General features: G+C 70.3%; 13 protein-coding genes. 4 read left to right on the top strand and 9 right to left on the bottom strand.

Annotated features, from left to right (window positions below):
• Positions 1 to 33: 33 nt before the first annotated feature.
• Positions 34 to 963: an AurF N-oxygenase family protein gene (locus ACWDA7_RS21195; protein ID WP_450605789.1), complete on the bottom strand. Its 930-nt coding sequence runs from the start codon at positions 961 to 963 to the stop codon at positions 34 to 36.
• 135 nt (positions 964 to 1,098) lie between these two features.
• On the opposite strand from ACWDA7_RS21195, the gene ACWDA7_RS21190 reads away from it, so the two are divergent.
• Both ACWDA7_RS21190 and ACWDA7_RS21185 read left to right on the top strand, forming a co-directional pair.
• Positions 1,099 to 2,205, top strand: coding sequence for a ferritin-like domain-containing protein (locus ACWDA7_RS21190; RefSeq protein WP_450605788.1), 1,107 nt, complete (start codon positions 1,099 to 1,101; stop codon positions 2,203 to 2,205).
• A gap of 106 nt (positions 2,206 to 2,311) precedes the next feature.
• Positions 2,312 to 2,911: a Uma2 family endonuclease gene (locus ACWDA7_RS21185; protein WP_450605787.1), complete on the top strand. Its 600-nt coding sequence runs from the start codon at positions 2,312 to 2,314 to the stop codon at positions 2,909 to 2,911.
• Here ACWDA7_RS21185 and ACWDA7_RS21180 read toward each other — a convergent pair.
• Genes ACWDA7_RS21180 through ACWDA7_RS21155 form a run of 6 tightly spaced genes read right to left on the bottom strand, consistent with a single transcriptional unit; the run spans position 2,908 to position 8,988 of the window.
• Positions 2,908 to 3,426, bottom strand: a complete 519-nt coding sequence (locus tag ACWDA7_RS21180; protein ID WP_450605786.1) for a DUF3291 domain-containing protein — start codon at positions 3,424 to 3,426, stop codon at positions 2,908 to 2,910. The genes ACWDA7_RS21185 and ACWDA7_RS21180 overlap by 4 nt on opposite strands.
• A 60-nt stretch (positions 3,427 to 3,486) precedes the next feature.
• A complete protein-coding gene (locus ACWDA7_RS21175; RefSeq protein WP_450605785.1) occupies positions 3,487 to 5,001 on the bottom strand; it encodes a penicillin-binding transpeptidase domain-containing protein in 1,515 nt (504 codons plus the stop codon).
• Positions 4,998 to 6,374, bottom strand: a complete 1,377-nt coding sequence (locus ACWDA7_RS21170) for an FtsW/RodA/SpoVE family cell cycle protein (protein WP_450605784.1) — start codon at positions 6,372 to 6,374, stop codon at positions 4,998 to 5,000. The genes ACWDA7_RS21175 and ACWDA7_RS21170 overlap by 4 nt, the downstream gene beginning before the upstream one ends.
• 50 nt (positions 6,375 to 6,424) lie before the next feature.
• Positions 6,425 to 7,711, bottom strand: a complete 1,287-nt coding sequence (locus tag ACWDA7_RS21165; protein ID WP_450605783.1) for an ATP-binding protein — start codon at positions 7,709 to 7,711, stop codon at positions 6,425 to 6,427.
• Positions 7,708 to 8,421 carry a hypothetical protein gene (locus ACWDA7_RS21160; RefSeq protein WP_450605782.1) on the bottom strand — a complete coding sequence of 238 codons (714 nt, stop codon included), beginning with the start codon at positions 8,419 to 8,421 and terminating at the stop codon, positions 7,708 to 7,710. The genes ACWDA7_RS21165 and ACWDA7_RS21160 overlap by 4 nt, the downstream gene beginning before the upstream one ends.
• 60 nt (positions 8,422 to 8,481) lie before the next feature.
• On the bottom strand, positions 8,482 to 8,988 hold the full coding sequence (locus ACWDA7_RS21155; RefSeq protein ID WP_450605781.1) for a protein-tyrosine phosphatase family protein: 507 nt from the start codon (positions 8,986 to 8,988) through the stop codon (positions 8,482 to 8,484).
• Positions 8,989 to 9,085: 97 nt separating this feature from the next.
• Here ACWDA7_RS21155 and ACWDA7_RS21150 point away from each other — a divergent pair, with 97 nt between their 5' ends.
• Positions 9,086 to 9,889 carry a nuclease-related domain-containing protein gene (locus ACWDA7_RS21150; protein WP_450605780.1) on the top strand — a complete coding sequence of 268 codons (804 nt, stop codon included), beginning with the start codon at positions 9,086 to 9,088 and terminating at the stop codon, positions 9,887 to 9,889.
• 4 nt (positions 9,890 to 9,893) lie between these two features.
• On the opposite strand, the gene ligD is transcribed toward ACWDA7_RS21150, so the two are convergent.
• Complete coding sequence (ligD, locus tag ACWDA7_RS21145; protein ID WP_450605779.1) at positions 9,894 to 10,775, bottom strand: non-homologous end-joining DNA ligase; 882 nt, start codon at positions 10,773 to 10,775, stop codon at positions 9,894 to 9,896.
• Positions 10,776 to 10,828: 53 nt separating this feature from the next.
• Between ligD and ku the strand changes: the two genes are divergently transcribed.
• The gene (gene ku, locus ACWDA7_RS21140; protein ID WP_450605778.1) at positions 10,829 to 11,947 is read left to right on the top strand and encodes a non-homologous end joining protein Ku; all 1,119 of its coding nucleotides are present in this window, start codon (positions 10,829 to 10,831) and stop codon (positions 11,945 to 11,947) included.
• A gap of 161 nt (positions 11,948 to 12,108) precedes the next feature.
• Here the strand turns inward: ku and ACWDA7_RS21135 are convergent, their stop codons facing one another.
• The gene (locus ACWDA7_RS21135) at positions 12,109 to 13,737 is read right to left on the bottom strand and encodes an esterase-like activity of phytase family protein (RefSeq protein ID WP_450605777.1); all 1,629 of its coding nucleotides are present in this window, start codon (positions 13,735 to 13,737) and stop codon (positions 12,109 to 12,111) included.
• Positions 13,738 to 14,058: the final 321 nt, after the last annotated feature.

Below are 14,058 nucleotides of genomic sequence, written 5' to 3'. Positions count from 1 at the left end.
GCGAGACGGTGGCGCAAGAGCGCCGAAGGGCTATCAGGCCAGCAGCCCCGACGACTTCCACATCCGCCGTCCGGTGCCCTGGAGCACCCCGATGTCGTCGAGGAACGTCGTCAGCTTCTTCGCGCCCGTCTGCATGACCTCGCGGCGGTGGCCGCTCGCCCTCACCTGGGCCACGGCCTCCCGCTTGTCGAGGCCGACGTTCGTGTAGACCTCGGGGTTGACGAAGGCGACCGAGAAGACCCTCGCGAACTCACCGGAGGTGATCCGGGTGAACTCCTTCGACCACCGCGGAGCCGTCAGCATCTGGCGGCGCAGTTCCTCGCGCGCGTACCGGACGTGCCGGGCCTCCTCGACCACGTGGATACGGGTGACCCCGCGGATCAGCGGCTGCACGCGCTCGTCGGGGAACGTCAGCCGCTGCATCCAGTCGAGGACCTCCTCGCCGAGCAGCGTGGCCGTGAAGGAACCGGGCGTCGTCGAGATCGTCTTGAAGACGCGGCCGAGATTGCGGTGCGCCCGGCTCACCGGGTACCAGGGCGTCCCGCCGTGCGCGATCAGCCGGGCGAACATCTTGGAGTGCCGGCACTCGTCCTCGATCTCGGTGAGTGCGTAGCGGACGTGCGCGCTCGTCGCCGGCTTGTCGTAGATGTGCCGTACCAGCAGCTGCATCAGAATGATCTCGAACCAGATGCCGAGCGAGGCGAGCGCGGCCGCCTCGTGCTGGGAGAGCAGGATCCGCTGCTCCTCGCTCATCTTCTTCCACAGCGGCGTGCCGTACAGGGACACCAGCTCCGGCGGCCAGAACCACTTCCCGTCCTCGAAGGGCGCGTCCCAGTCCAGTTCGCGGTCCGGGTCGAAGGAGTGCTTGGCGGAGGAGTCGAGCAGCCGCTCGGCCACCTGCTCCCGGTCCTTGAGCAGGCCGAGCGCGTCGCGCAGCACTTCGGCTTCGGTCACGGTCGTCATCGCTGTCCCCACCACTCGTCGCACGGGCCGTCGTTACCGGCGGTCACCTCTTATGAGACTGCTTGTCAGCAAGCGCGTCAATCCCTTGTGCGCCACTTGTTGACGCCGCGTCTACCGCGTGTGAGCGTGGGCTGTATGCCGACGCATGAGCTGTACGCCATGGATCCTGGAGACTCCCTCTGGCAGGTGCCCGCCGGCGGTGCCGCGCGGTTCAGCTGGGAGTACGACGACGGACGTGACCGCTTGCTCGCCCTGTACCAGAAGGGCAAGGACAAGCAGTGGGACGGGCAGAAGCGGATCGACTGGGACCTCGAGGTCGATCCGTACGATCCACTCGGCGCGCCGGACGAGGCACTGAACCTGTACGGGACGCCCTACTGGGCGAAGATGACGGCCAAGGACAAGGGCGAGTTGCGCAAGCACTACGCCTCCTGGCAGTTCAGCCAGTTCCTGCACGGCGAGCAGGGCGCCATGGTGTGCGCGGCGCGGATCGTGGAGTCCGTGCCCGACCTGGACGCCAAGTTCTACTCGGCGACCCAGACGATGGACGAGGCGCGCCACGCGGAGATCTACGCCCGCTTCCTGCACGAGAAGGTCGGGATGGTCTACCCGATCAACGACAACCTCCAGTCGCTGCTCGGCGACACGCTCCGGGACAGCCGCTGGGACATGCCGTACCTGGGCATGCAGGTGCTCATCGAGGGCCTGGCGCTGGCGGCCTTCGGCATGATCCGCGACACCACCGACAAGCCGCTGCCCAAGCAGATCCTCGCGTACATCATGCAGGACGAGGCCCGGCACGTGGCGTTCGGCCGCATGGCGTTGCGCGACTACTACAAGCAGCTCACGGACGCGGAACTGCGCGAACGCGAGGAGTTCGTCATCGAGGGCTGCTATCTGATGCGTGACCGCCTGCGCGGGGTGGAGGTGCTGGAGAACTTCGGAATCCCGAAGGCGGAGGCGGACGAATACAGCGAGAACTCCGAATTCCTGCGCCTGTTCCGCCAGTTGCTCTTCAGTCGTATCGTCCCCTGCGTCAAGGACATCGGCCTGTGGGGCAAGCGCCTCCAGCAGGCCTACGTCGACATGGGCGTCTTCGAGATGGGCGACTCCAATCTGGACCTGCTGATGGCCCAGGACGAGGAGATCGCCGAGCAACTGGACGCGGAACGCTTCGCGGCGGAGGAGCGGGAGCGGGTCGCGGAGGTGGGGGAGGCCATCGAGGCGGGGGCGGAGGGCTGAGCCGGGTCAACGCCACGTGGAGCGATCACTCGGTCGACGGGCGAATCGGCATATTCCTCTGGGTACGCTGATCGTGCCAGGCAGGCTCGGCTGCGTGGGAGCAATCATGACCGCCGCACGTCGGTACGGGCTGGACGACGACTATCGGTGGCCGCGTCCGCCGAAAGGTGGCTGGACGGCGGACGACCTCGACGAGCTTTCCAACCTTCCTCCGCACACGGAACTGCTCGACGGGGGTCTCGTCTTCGTGAGTCCGCAGACGCGTACCCACTCACCGGCCATGCGCTTGCTGGAGAACGTCTTGCTGGATCAGGTGCCGGACCGACTGGACGTCATCCGGGAGATGACCGTCAAGCACAACAAGCGCAACCGGCCGGAACCCGATGTCCTGGTGGTCCGTGCGGATGCCGATACAGGTCCGAAGCAGACCTGGTTCCGGCCGGAGGACGTCGTCGTCGCTGTGGAGGTCGTCTCGGAGGACTCGGAGGACCGGGACCGGGAGGTGAAGCCCAGGAAGTACGCGCAGGCGGGCATCCCGCACTACTGGCGCGTCGAGGAGAACCAGGGGCTTCCGCTGGTTTACGCCTACGAAATCGACCCCGCCACCCAGGCCTACGGCCTGACCGGAATCTTTCACGACAAGCTCGAGCTGACCGTGCCGTTCCCGGTCGACATCGACCTCACCGCCCTCGGCCGCCGTCGTTAGACCGAGCAGCCCAGTTCGGCCGGTACCTCGCCGGGCACCGGCTGCGACGATCCCGGTCGGAACGACGTCCGCAGGTTGAACGCGTACGGCGTGGGGCCGTGGGCCCGCAGGTGGAGCAGGCGCTCTTCCGCCTCCGCGACCGTGGGACGGTGGCCAGCAGGGACCCACCACAGGACCGTGACCGCCTCCTGTACGCGCTCGAAGAACTCGCGGCGCCGCGCGAGCAGTTCGCGGTGCTGTCCCTGGTACATGAACGCCGTCAGCGCGTTCGCGTCCCGCCATGTCGACATGTTGACGATCAGCTGGTCGTCGCCGAGGACCGGCACGCCCGTCGCGTTCCCGGAAGGGCTCTGCAGCCGCCAGGCGAAACCGTCCGATGCGTCGGCCACCGCGTTCACGGGGTCCAGCGCGTCCACGAAGTCCTTCAATTGCGGTGAGTCCAGCGGAGCCTTCAGGCGTGCGATGTTGACCTGGGCGAGTTCGTACCCGGCTTCGGGGCGCTCGGTGTCCGTCATGGACCGAACGTAGGTCGGTACGCGGCGGCGCACCAGCCCGCGTCTCGGCAGGCGGACCGGTCAATGCCCCTTGTTCTGCTCGGAGTTCAGCACCGCCAACATCACGGCCCGGGCGATCGGCGCGGCGTCCGAGCCTCCGCTGATCTCTCCCCGCGCGCCCGCCGAGTCCTCCACCACTACGGCGACCGCCACCGCCGGCTCCATCGTGTCGTACGCCTGCGCCCAGGAGATGAACCAGGCGTACGGCCGCCCCGCGTTGCCGACGCCGTGCTGCGCCGTGCCCGTCTTGCCGCCCACGGTGGCGCCGGGGATCGCCGCGTTGCGGCCCGTGCCCTCCTCCACGGCGTCCGTCATCATTTCCCGCAACTGCGCCGCCGTGGCCGGGCTCATCGCCTGGTGCAGGGCGCGCGGTTTCGTGCTCGAGACCTGCTGTCCCGCCCTCGTCGTCGTCCTCTCGACCACGTACGGGGCGTTCACCGAGCCCCCGCCCGCCACCGCCGCCGCGACCATCGCCATCTGCAGGGGCGTCGCCCGTGTGTCGAACTGCCCGATCGAGGACAGCGCCAGCTGCGGTCCGTCCAGCTTCCGGTCGAAGGCGCTCGGTGCCACCGCGAACGGGATCCTCAGCTTCTGGTCGTTGAAACCGAACCGCTCCGCCGTGTCCGCCATGTTCCGCAGCCCGGCCTCCACACCCAGCTTCGCGAACACCGTGTTGCACGACCACTCGAGGGCATAGCGCAAGGACGCGTCCACGCAGCCCTCGGCCTCGTTCGTGAGCGTCGTCGTCGTACCGGGCAGCACATAGGGGTCCGGGGAGTCGGTCGGCGCGTCCAGGTCCCGTACCACCCCGGCGTCCAGCGCCGCCGCCGCCGTGACCACCTTGAACGTCGAACCGGGCGGATACGTCTGCCGGATCGCCCGGTTGAGCATCGGTGTGGCCGCGTCCCCGTTCAGCCGCTCCCAGGCCCGGACCGCGGACGTCCCCGACCCGGACAGCTCTCCCGGGTCGTACGACGGCACCGAGACCAGCGCCAGGATCCGCCCGGTGGACGGCTCGATCGCGGCCACCGCACCGGTGCGCCCGGCCAGACTCTGGTACGCCGCACGCTGTGCCGTCCCGTTGAGGGTGGTGACGACGTTGCCGCCCGGGCTGCGGGTCCGGGTGACGTCGTTCCACAGGGGAATCGGGGCCAGCAGCGGATCGGTGCCCGAGAGCACCGCGTCCTGGGTGTTCTCCAGCAGCGTCGTCCCGTACACCTGCGAGGCGAAGCCGGTGACGGGCGCGTACAGTGGCCCGTCCGTGTAGGTGCGCTCGTAACGGAACATCCCGCCGCTGTCCCGCGAGCCGGTCACCGGGCGCCCGTCGACCACGATGTCGCCGCGCGGCTCGCCGTACCGGGCGATCGACTGCCGGCGGTTGGCGGGGTTGTCCGTGTAGCGGGAGGCCTCGAAGATCTGCACCCGGGTGGCGTTCACCAGCAGGGCGACCAGGAGCAGCACGCACAGTGCCGCGGCCCGGCGGATGGTGGGGCTGCTCCCTGGGCGGGCCAGGTCGACGTCCTGGGGGAGGCTCATCGCGTCCCCGTCCCGTCGTACTGACCGCGTGCCGAGTGGCTGATCCGGATGAGCAGCGCCACGATGATCCAGTTGGTGACGACCGACGAGCCGCCCTGGGCGAGGAACGGCATCGCCATACCGGTCAGCGGGATCAGGCCGGTCACCCCGCCCGCGATCACGAACACCTGGAGCGCGACGATCGAGGCGAGGCCGATGGCGAGCAGACGTCCGAACGGATCCCGCAACGCCAGGCCCGCCCGGTAGCCGCGCTCCACCAGCAGGGCGTAGAGCAGGAACAGCGCGGACAGGCCCGCGAGGCCCAGCTCCTCGCCCGCCGTGGCCAGAATGAAGTCCGACTTGGCGGCGAAGCCGATGAGGATCGAGTGGCCGCGCCCGAGGCCGGTGCCGAGCGCGCCCCCGGCGGCGAACGCGAAGAGGGACTGCGCGAGTTGGTTGGGACCGATCCCGGCCTCGATGGAGCCGAAGGGATGCAGCCAGTCCGTGACCCTGGCGTGGACGTGGGGTTCCAGCCGGCCGACGGCTAGCGCGCCGAGGACGGCGAGCAGCACACCGACGGCGATCCAACCGGTGCGGCCCGTGGCCACGTACAGCAGCACCACGAACAGCCCGAAGAACAGCAGCGAGGTGCCGAGGTCCCGCTCCAGGACCAGCACTCCGACACTCAGCAGCCAGATGGCCACCACCGGGCCGAGGACCCGTCCGGTGGGCAACTGCAACCCCCACACCCGGCGGCCCGCGAAGGCCAGCGCATGGCGGTTGGCGGCCAGGTATCCGGCGAAGAAGATCGCGAGCAGGACCTTCGCGAACTCGCCCGGCTGGATGGAGAAGCCCGCGATCCTGAGCCAGAGCCGGGCGCCGTTTACCGCCGGGAAGAAGATCGGCAGGGTGAGCAGGACCAGGGCGGCGACCACGCAGACATAGCTGTAGCGCTGGAGCACCCGGTGGTGCGGCAGCAGCATCACCACGGCGATGAAGAGGGCCACGCCGAGCGTCGACCAGTACAGCTGGGTGGGGGCGGCCCGGTCGCCCGGGGTCTCCAGGTCGAGGCGGTAGATCAGCACCAGACCCACGCCGTTGAGCAGGACGGCGATGGGCAGCAGCAGCGGGTCGGCGTACGGGGCGCGCAGCCGAACCGCGCAGTGGGCGAGCAGCGCGAGCACGCCGAGACCGGCGCCGTAGTGGGTGGCGCCGGGCGGGACGGTGCCGTTCTTCGCGAGACCGACGGCGCAGTAGCCGTACATGGAGATCAGGACCGCGAGCAGGATCAGGCCGAACTCGGTGCCGCGGCGCCGGGGCGGGCGCAGGGCGGGAGCGAGGGTGTCCGCCACCGTCCCTGTGCCTGGCAGTCCTGGCGTTCCGGGCTCGATCATGTGCGGAACGTAGCAAGCGGCGACCGCGATGTCCTGTTATATCGGCCCAATCAGCTCGTTCCAGTACATCCTTGTGCTTCCGGCCCCGGTAGCGTCAGCGTGGCCACCGCCCCGCCGTCCGGCGCGTCGGAGAACTCCAGCGTGGCGCCCAGCACCTCCGCCTGTCCCAGCGCGATCGTCAGCCCGAGACCGTGCCCCTTCCCGCCGCGCTCGGTGCGGAAGCGCTGCGGCCCGTGCGCCAGGAGATAGTCGGGGTATCCGCTTCCGTGGTCCCGTACGGTGACCCGCGGGCCGTCGACGGTCAGCACCACCGGTGCCCGCCCGTGCCGGTGCGCGTTCACCACCAGATTGCCGAGGACGCGTTCCAGCCGGCGCCGGTCGGTCTCCACACGGGTGTCGCGCACCACCCGTACCTCGGTCCTCGTGCCGGAGGCCCGCACCACCCGTTCGGCCAGCGGTGCGAGCCGCTCGGTGTCCAGTTCCAGACGCTCGCTCCCCGCCTCCAGGCGGGAGATCTCCAGCAGGTCCTCGGTGAGCGAGCGCAGCGCGGCCACCCGGTCGCGCACCAGCTCGGTCGGCCGCCCGGGCGGCAGCAGCTCCGCGGCCGCGTGCAGCCCGGTCAGCGGGGTGCGCAGCTCGTGCGCCACGTCCGCGGTGAAGCGCTGCTCGCTCAGCAGCTTGCCCTGCAGCGTGGCCGCCATCGTGTCGAGGGCCCCAGCGACCGCGGCCACCTCGTCCTTGGGGCGCGTCGGGTCCTTCGCACGGGGGTCGTCCACGCGCGCGTCCAGATCGCCGGCGCTGATCCGCCGGGCCACCTGCGCCGTCGTCTGCAGCCGCCGGGTCACCCGGGTCACAGCGAACATCCCGACGAGCAGCGTGGCGCCGATCGCCAGGCCCGAGGACCACAGGATCGCCCGGTCGAGCGCGGCGATGATGCGGGCTCCCTGCGCGTAGTCGCGCCGCACCGCGATCACCCGGCCGCCGTCGGCCGGGCCCGCCGCCCACATCGTGGGCCGGGAGCCGGCGGTGCCGACCATCGTGCCGCGCCGCCCGCCCGCCGCCAGCTTCCGCAGCTGCTCGGGCAGCCCCGGCAGATCGAGGCCCGCACTCTGCGGCAGCCGGTCGCCCGCCTCGTACGCCCGTGCCGCATCGGTGAGCCGGGCCAGCGCCCGGCCCCGGGCCTCGCCGACGGTCCGGTCGGTGACCTGGGCGTGGACCAGGACACCGAGCAGCGCGGCGAGCCCACAGCACATCACGGCGATGAAGGCCGCCGCCCTCCAGGTGAGGGTGGCCGTCCAGCGGGTCAGCCGCCCCACGGGCCGTCTCACGGAGATCATCGGGCGCTCTTCGGCGGGCCGGCCGCAATGGGCCCCCGCGGTGGTGCGGTGCCCACCCGCAGGATCTCGTCCCTGGTCGCCAGCATGGCGCGCTGCGCCGGGTCCCAGGACCACACCGTGCGGAACGCGTATCCCGGCAAGGTCGACGGCGAACGGATGATCACGTCTCGGCCCGCCAGCTCCACGCTGATCACACTGTCCGAGGTGCCCATGACCTGCACCAGCCGGTGGTTCTCCACGGTGTCCACACGCACCGCCAGCTGCTCGCCCGGGAAGCGGATGCCGAGCACCATGTCGTCCCTTCCGTCCCCGGTGAGATCGCGGTAGTAGGCCCGGAGCAGCGGACACCGTCCCTGTCCGTCCTTGGTGCCGCACTCCTGGAGCCGCTCGCGCGTCGTGGCGTACACCGCGTGCGGTCCCGCGTACGCCTCCGGGTGCGCGGCCACCTCGGCGCGGACGACGGCCAGCGGGTCGACCCGATGGACGTCGTCACCCGGAACGGTGACGCCTTTGACGGTCTGGGTCTGTGCGACGCCGTAGTCGAGGGCCGGCGCGGAGGCGGGCGGCAGCCGGGGCCACAGCCGCTCCGGGCCCACGGCGGTGGCGGTGGGGCCCGCCCCGCGCAGGGCACCGGAGTCGCCGCACCCCGCCAGGAGCAGAGCACCGGCGGCGAGACACAGGGCTGTGCGCACACGACGGCTGGAGAACACGGAGTACGTCCTTTTGGTCGCCTGATGGCCGATTGCTCACTCTATGGCCGGGTGGCGACTTCACTCCGCGAGTTCCTCCAGGAGACGGGCCGTGTCCAGACCGGCCCGCAGGTACTCCACGAACAGTTCGTTGTGCAGCGCCCAGGGCCCTCGGCGGGCGCGGATCATCCCGATCGCCTCGTCGGCGCTGTGACCAGCGCGGACCAGCGCCTGCGCGACGACCAGGCCCGAGCGGTTGTACCCGTGGTAACAGCGGACGAGGACCCGCCGGCCGTCCTCCAAAGCATCGTCGGCCGTCTGTGCGAGCCGTATCACTCCCGCGATCTGGGTCCCGTCGAGCGGCCCGTCGGGAATCGGCCACACATGGTGCTCGACCCCCTCGTCCGGCCCGTGCCCGGGCAGCCGCAGCAAGGTCAGCACCAGATCGAATTCATCGCGTACGACCGCGAATTCCAGCCGCCCGGACCGTCCCGCGTACTCGTGGCCGCCCATCCACAGGCCGGGCACGATCTCGCTCCACGGGCTGTCCGGAGCGGGAACATCGGGTTGCTTCCTGCGGGTCCGCAACAGTGCCTCCCACCGACTCCCCAACTGCTCACAAAGGTAGCCGGGTTCTTGCCCCTGGAGCACCCCGCCTGTTCCCATGGTCGAGGGGTGATGGTGCATGAGTGGACTGCGCGTCGTACCGACCTGGCGCCACGGACAGGAACGCCTGTACGTGTGCGGCGCCGACGGGCGGAACGTCGCCTGGTACGACCGGGACGCGGGCCGTGTCAACCTGCTCAGCGAGGATCTGCGGCAGGACGTGCTCGACGCGCTGGGCCCGTTCCTGACCGGACCTGTGACGGTGGGACCGCCCCCTGTCCCCACCCCCGCGGAGCTGGCACGGCTCACCCTCCACCCGGACGACGACCTCGCACCCAACCGTCCGGGCGAGGCCCTGCTGGTCGCCCTGGACCGCGACCCGGGGCCCGCGCACCGGCTGCGCCCCGACCCGAGGCGCCGGGCCCTCGCCGCGGAGCAGACGGTCGGCGAGACCCTCGACGCGCTGGAGGGCGCGGGCTGGCACACCCTGCACTCGGTGCCGCTGCCGGGCGGGGACCGCATCCACCACCTGGCGATCGGGCCCGGCGGCATCTTCGCGGTGCGCGCGCTGCACGCCCGCAGACAGCGCGTCCACGTCGCCGATCCGCTGGTGACGGTCGGCCGCCACGAGCCGCTGCCGCTGCTGCGGAGGGTGCGTGCCGACGCGTATCGTGCGTCCTACGCGCTGACCGCCGAGGTCCATCCGGTCCTGGTCCTCGTGGAGCCCGCCCGTCTGGAGGTCGCCGACCTGCTGCGCGAGGTCCGCGTCCTGAACGTCACCGACCTCACCGGCCTCGCCCGTCTGGGCGGCATGCTGAAGCCCGCGGACGTCGAGGCCCTGCACGCGATGGCCCGGGACCGGCGCATCTGGTCGAGGGTGTGACGGATCAGGGCACCGGCGCGGCACGGGTGGGGTCGAGGAGCGGGGCCAGGAGGTCGCCGTACGCCTGGAGGCGCGGGGCGAGGTCCCGCGCGCGGTAGACGAGGCTGCGGGGGGACCCGCAGTCCGCCACCTCCTCCCATGTCACCGGGGCCGACACGGTGGGTTCCGCACGGGCGCGCAGCGTGTAGGGCGCCGCCGTCGTCTTGCGCGCCGCGTTCTGGCTCCAGTCCACGAAGACCTTCCCGGGCCGCAGGCTGCGGGTCATCCGATGGACGACCAGCCGGGACATCGCCTTCTCCGCCTCCACGGCGAGCCGCTTGGCGTACTCCGTCGTCTGCCGCGACGGCGTCGGCTCCACCGCCGCCAGCAGGTGCAGCCCCTTCGAACCCGAGGTCTTCGCGTACGCCTCGATCCCGTCCGCCGCGAGCCGCTCGCGCAGCCACAGGGCGACCTCGCAGCACTCGACGACGGTGGCGGGTGCCCCCGGGTCGAGGTCGAAGACCAGCCGGTCCGCCTCGTCGGGCGCCTGGACACGCCACTGCGGGGTGTGGAGTTCGGCGACGAGGTTGGCCGCCCACATCAGGCTGGGCAGGTCCTGGATCACCACCATGCGGGCCGGGCCCTCCGAGCGCGGCACCTCGGCCCTGGTGACCCAGTCGGGCGTACCCGGCGGCACGTTCTTGGTGAAGAACACCTGGCCGTCCGGCCCGTCCGGATAGCGCAGGAAGGAGACCGCACGATCGTGGAGGTGGGGCAGCAGCACGTCCGCGGTGGTCGCGTAGTAGTGCAGCAGTTCGCCCTTGGTGAAGCCGGTCGCCGGATGGACCACCTTCTCCAGATTGCTCACGGCCAGCCGTCGCCCCTCCACCTCTGTGATCGGCGTCATACGATGAGAATCCCATGAAATCGGCTGATATCCACGGAGAAGGGGTGCGGCACGTGCGATCCATCTGGAACGGCACCATCTCGTTCGGCCTGGTCAGCATCCCCGTCAAGCTGATGAACGCCACCGAGAACCGTTCGATCTCCTTCCGCCAGATCCATCTGGCGGACGACGGCCGGATCCGCTACCGCAAGTTCTGCGAGCTGGAGGACCGCGAGGTCCCGTCGTCGGAGATCGCCAAGGGGTACGAGGACGCGGACGGCACGGTCATCCCGATCACGGACGAGGACCTGGCGAAGCTCCCCCTCCTGACCGCCAAGACGATCGAGATCATGGCCTTCGTGCCGGAGGACCGGATCGATCCGCTCCAACTGGGCACGGCGTACTACCTCTCCGCGAACGGCGCTCCGGCCACCAAGCCGTACGCGCTGCTGCGGGAGGCGCTGCGGCGCAGCGGGAAGGTGGCCGTCGCCAAGTACGCGCTGCGGGGACGGGAACGCCTGGGTATGGTGCGCGCGGTCGACGACGTGCTCGGCATGCACGGGCTGCTGTGGCCGGACGAGATCCGGGCGCCGGAAGAGGTGGCTCCGGACAGCGGCGTCACCGTCCGGGACAAGGAGCTGGACCTGGCGGACGCGTTGATGGACGCGCTGGGTGAGGTCGACGTGGACGAACTGCACGACCAGTACCGCGCGGCACTCGAGGAGCTGATCACCGCGAAGGCGGAGGGCAAGGAGCTCCCGTCCGCGCCCGAACCGGAGGGCGGCAAGGTCCTGGACCTGATGGCGGCCCTGGAGAAGAGCGTGCACGCGGCGCGGCGGTCACGGGGCGAGGAGGCGGGGGAAGCCGAGGAGGCCGAAGTCAGACGCCTGCCGACCCGGAAGGCGGCGCGTACGGCGCCGAAGGAGGTCGGCGGCAAGAAGTCGACGACGACGACGAAGAAGGCCGCGGCGGGGAAGACGGAGCAGAAGAAGAGCACGACCGGGAGGACCACGGCGAAGTCGGCGTCCACGGGGAAGAAGACGGCTCCGGCGAAGACGACGGCAGCGTCGAAGACCACGGCGTCGAAGGAGACGACGTCCGCCAAGTCGACGGCGAAGAAGACCGCGCAGAAGAAGACGACGGCGAAGAAGGCGCCGGCGAAGAAGACAGCGGCACGCAAGCGCACCGCCTGATGCGCTGCCTGCATCTGCGCGCGCCAGCGGTGACCGCCCGCGGCCCGGAGCCGCACGGTCCCGGCGCCCGTGTGCGACGGGCGCGGACGGTCGTGCGGCTCCGGTGGCGGTGCCGGGGCGCGACCGGGGCTGTAGCCCTCAGCCGCTGTTACGGGGTGCCGTCACCGAACGGTGAAGGTGACCGTGGCCGTGCTGGTCCCGGCGGGCAGCTTGGTGGTGTCGACGGCCAGGTACTCGCCGTCGTCCTGCTGTCCGTCGGGGAGGATCTTGGAGTGCAGGGTGTACGGCGCGGCGGTGTTGGAGACGCCGTCGACGCCGAAGTCGCTGTCGTTGCTGATGACGAGCGTGCGGCCGCCGTCGGTGGTAGCGACGCCCTCGACCTTGTCGTGACCGAAGAAGCCGCCGGTCGGGTCGAGCTGGGTGACCAGTGCGCCCAGGTCCAGGTACGAGCTCTTGGTGACCGGGGTGACACCGGCCGCCTTCAGCGCGGCCTGGGCCGTGGCGGTGTTGCCGTCGCCGACGTACGCGTCGATGGTCTGGTGTTTCGGGCCGACGAGCAGTCCGCCCTTGGCCGCGTCGTACGTGGCGCCCGGCACCCTGGCGGAGGGACCGACGTCGGTCGCACCGCTGATGTCGATCTTGAAGAGCTTCTTGAACGCGCCGGGCTCCATGTTGCCGTCCCGCTCGTCCACGGCGAAGGTGGTGTTGCTGAGCGCGGTGATCTCACTGACCGCGCCGCTGTTCACCTTCGGGTCGTCGAGAAGGTAGACGTACTCGTGCGTCGCGTGGGTGCGCAGGTTGTACGTCACGATGCGCAGCGCGGTGACGTTCTTGGTCTTGACGCCGGCCGGCAGGTCGGGCTGCTGGAGCGCGGACTGCATCATGCCGACGAGCGTGCTGCCGTCGGGCGTGATGGTCAGTCCCTCCATGCCCTTGTTCGGCACCCGGGCCGCCAGTTCGGCGGGAAGCGAGCCGTCGAACGGGGAGAGGCGCTCGATCGCCCGGCCGTCGCGGGAGAAGTGCGTGATGAACGGCCCGTACTCGTCGGACACCCAGAAGGTGCCGTCCCGCATGACGACCAGGCCCTCGGGGTCGTAGCCGTACGGCGAGGCGGGCAGCGCGTTGCCAGCCAGGTCGATCAGCGACTCACCGGTGTTCGCCTGGGTGTTCACGTGCCCGTTGTACGGGGTGCCGTCGGCGGCACGCAGCGGGATCGTCTTGAGGACCTCGGCCTTGGTGCCGACGAGACGGATCTTGGCGAGCGTCGGGACGAAGTCCGGGAGCGGGAGCGCCTTGCGGCCGTCGGGGGTGTCCACGTTCGGGCCGCGGTCGGTGATCCCGTAGAACTCGTTCTTCGAGCCGGGCACCTGGTAGAGCGACGAGCCGTAGGCGCCGCCCGAGATCTTCACCCCGCCGACGGTGGCGAGCGCCGGCAGGTGGGTCCGGTACAGCCGGACTGCGTCGCTGACCGTGTAGTCGAAGCTGTCGGTGCCCGTGAATCCGGGGTCCGGGGTGTAGCTGAACGAACCGCCCTGATCGACCGTCAGGGTGCCGTGAGCGGTCCTGGTGTGCGAGACGAGGGTCGCCGGCTTGCCGCTGTCGTTGGCCAGAAAGCCGCGTCCGTGCACGGTCAACGTCCGGCCCGCGTGGGCCGTGTAACGGTCGGAGCGTGCCTTGAGCACCGGCCCCTGGCCGCCGTGAGCCGCCTGTGCGGCGCTCGCCAGGCTGCTGCCGGCCAGCGACAGCACCAGAGCGGTCGCTGCGGCGGTCGCCATCCTCAGACGAGACATCTGTTCCTCCTAGTCCGTGCCTCTCCTTGCGGGATGCACGAATGGCGAGCTTCGTAAGGGCACATGTCCGGCGCAACAAGGAAGACTTGCGGGGAGACAGTGATCGAGTGACGGGAAGTTGACCAACTGGCATAACCAACACCACACCTGAAAGAGCATCAGGGGCGACGAGAGCCCGGATGCGCGGCGCAGGAGTGCACGTCCCGTATCCGACGTCCCGGCTTCATACCGTTCCTAGTCAGTGAGCAGGAGTGAGTCTTGTACCCAATCCTGGTCAACTGGCGCATCCCGAACGGTGGTGGATGCACTGGTCTCCCGCGT

It is taken from the genome of Streptomyces sp. NPDC001156 (assembly GCF_053598275.1).
This window is presented reverse-complemented; position numbering and strand designations above follow the sequence as displayed.

Bases quoted from the DNA above. Each gene is read 5' to 3' on its own strand.
- ACWDA7_RS21175 (WP_450605785.1), bottom strand. From the start codon at position 5,001: ATGAGCCTCCCCCAGGACGTCGACCTGGCCCGCCCAGGGAGCAGCCCC.
- ACWDA7_RS21190 (WP_450605788.1), top strand. From the start codon at position 1,099: ATGCCGACGCATGAGCTGTACGCCATGGATCCTGGAGACTCCCTCTGG.
- ACWDA7_RS21150 (WP_450605780.1), top strand. From the start codon at position 9,086: ATGAGTGGACTGCGCGTCGTACCGACCTGGCGCCACGGACAGGAACGC.
- ACWDA7_RS21165 (WP_450605783.1), bottom strand. From the start codon at position 7,711: ATGATCTCCGTGAGACGGCCCGTGGGGCGGCTGACCCGCTGGACGGCC.
- ACWDA7_RS21185 (WP_450605787.1), top strand. From the start codon at position 2,312: ATGACCGCCGCACGTCGGTACGGGCTGGACGACGACTATCGGTGGCCG.
- ACWDA7_RS21180 (WP_450605786.1), bottom strand. From the start codon at position 3,426: ATGACGGACACCGAGCGCCCCGAAGCCGGGTACGAACTCGCCCAGGTC.
- ACWDA7_RS21135 (WP_450605777.1), bottom strand. From the start codon at position 13,737: ATGTCTCGTCTGAGGATGGCGACCGCCGCAGCGACCGCTCTGGTGCTG.
- ligD (WP_450605779.1), bottom strand. From the start codon at position 10,775: ATGACGCCGATCACAGAGGTGGAGGGGCGACGGCTGGCCGTGAGCAAT.
- ACWDA7_RS21195 (WP_450605789.1), bottom strand. From the start codon at position 963: ATGACGACCGTGACCGAAGCCGAAGTGCTGCGCGACGCGCTCGGCCTG.
- ACWDA7_RS21170 (WP_450605784.1), bottom strand. From the start codon at position 6,374: ATGATCGAGCCCGGAACGCCAGGACTGCCAGGCACAGGGACGGTGGCG.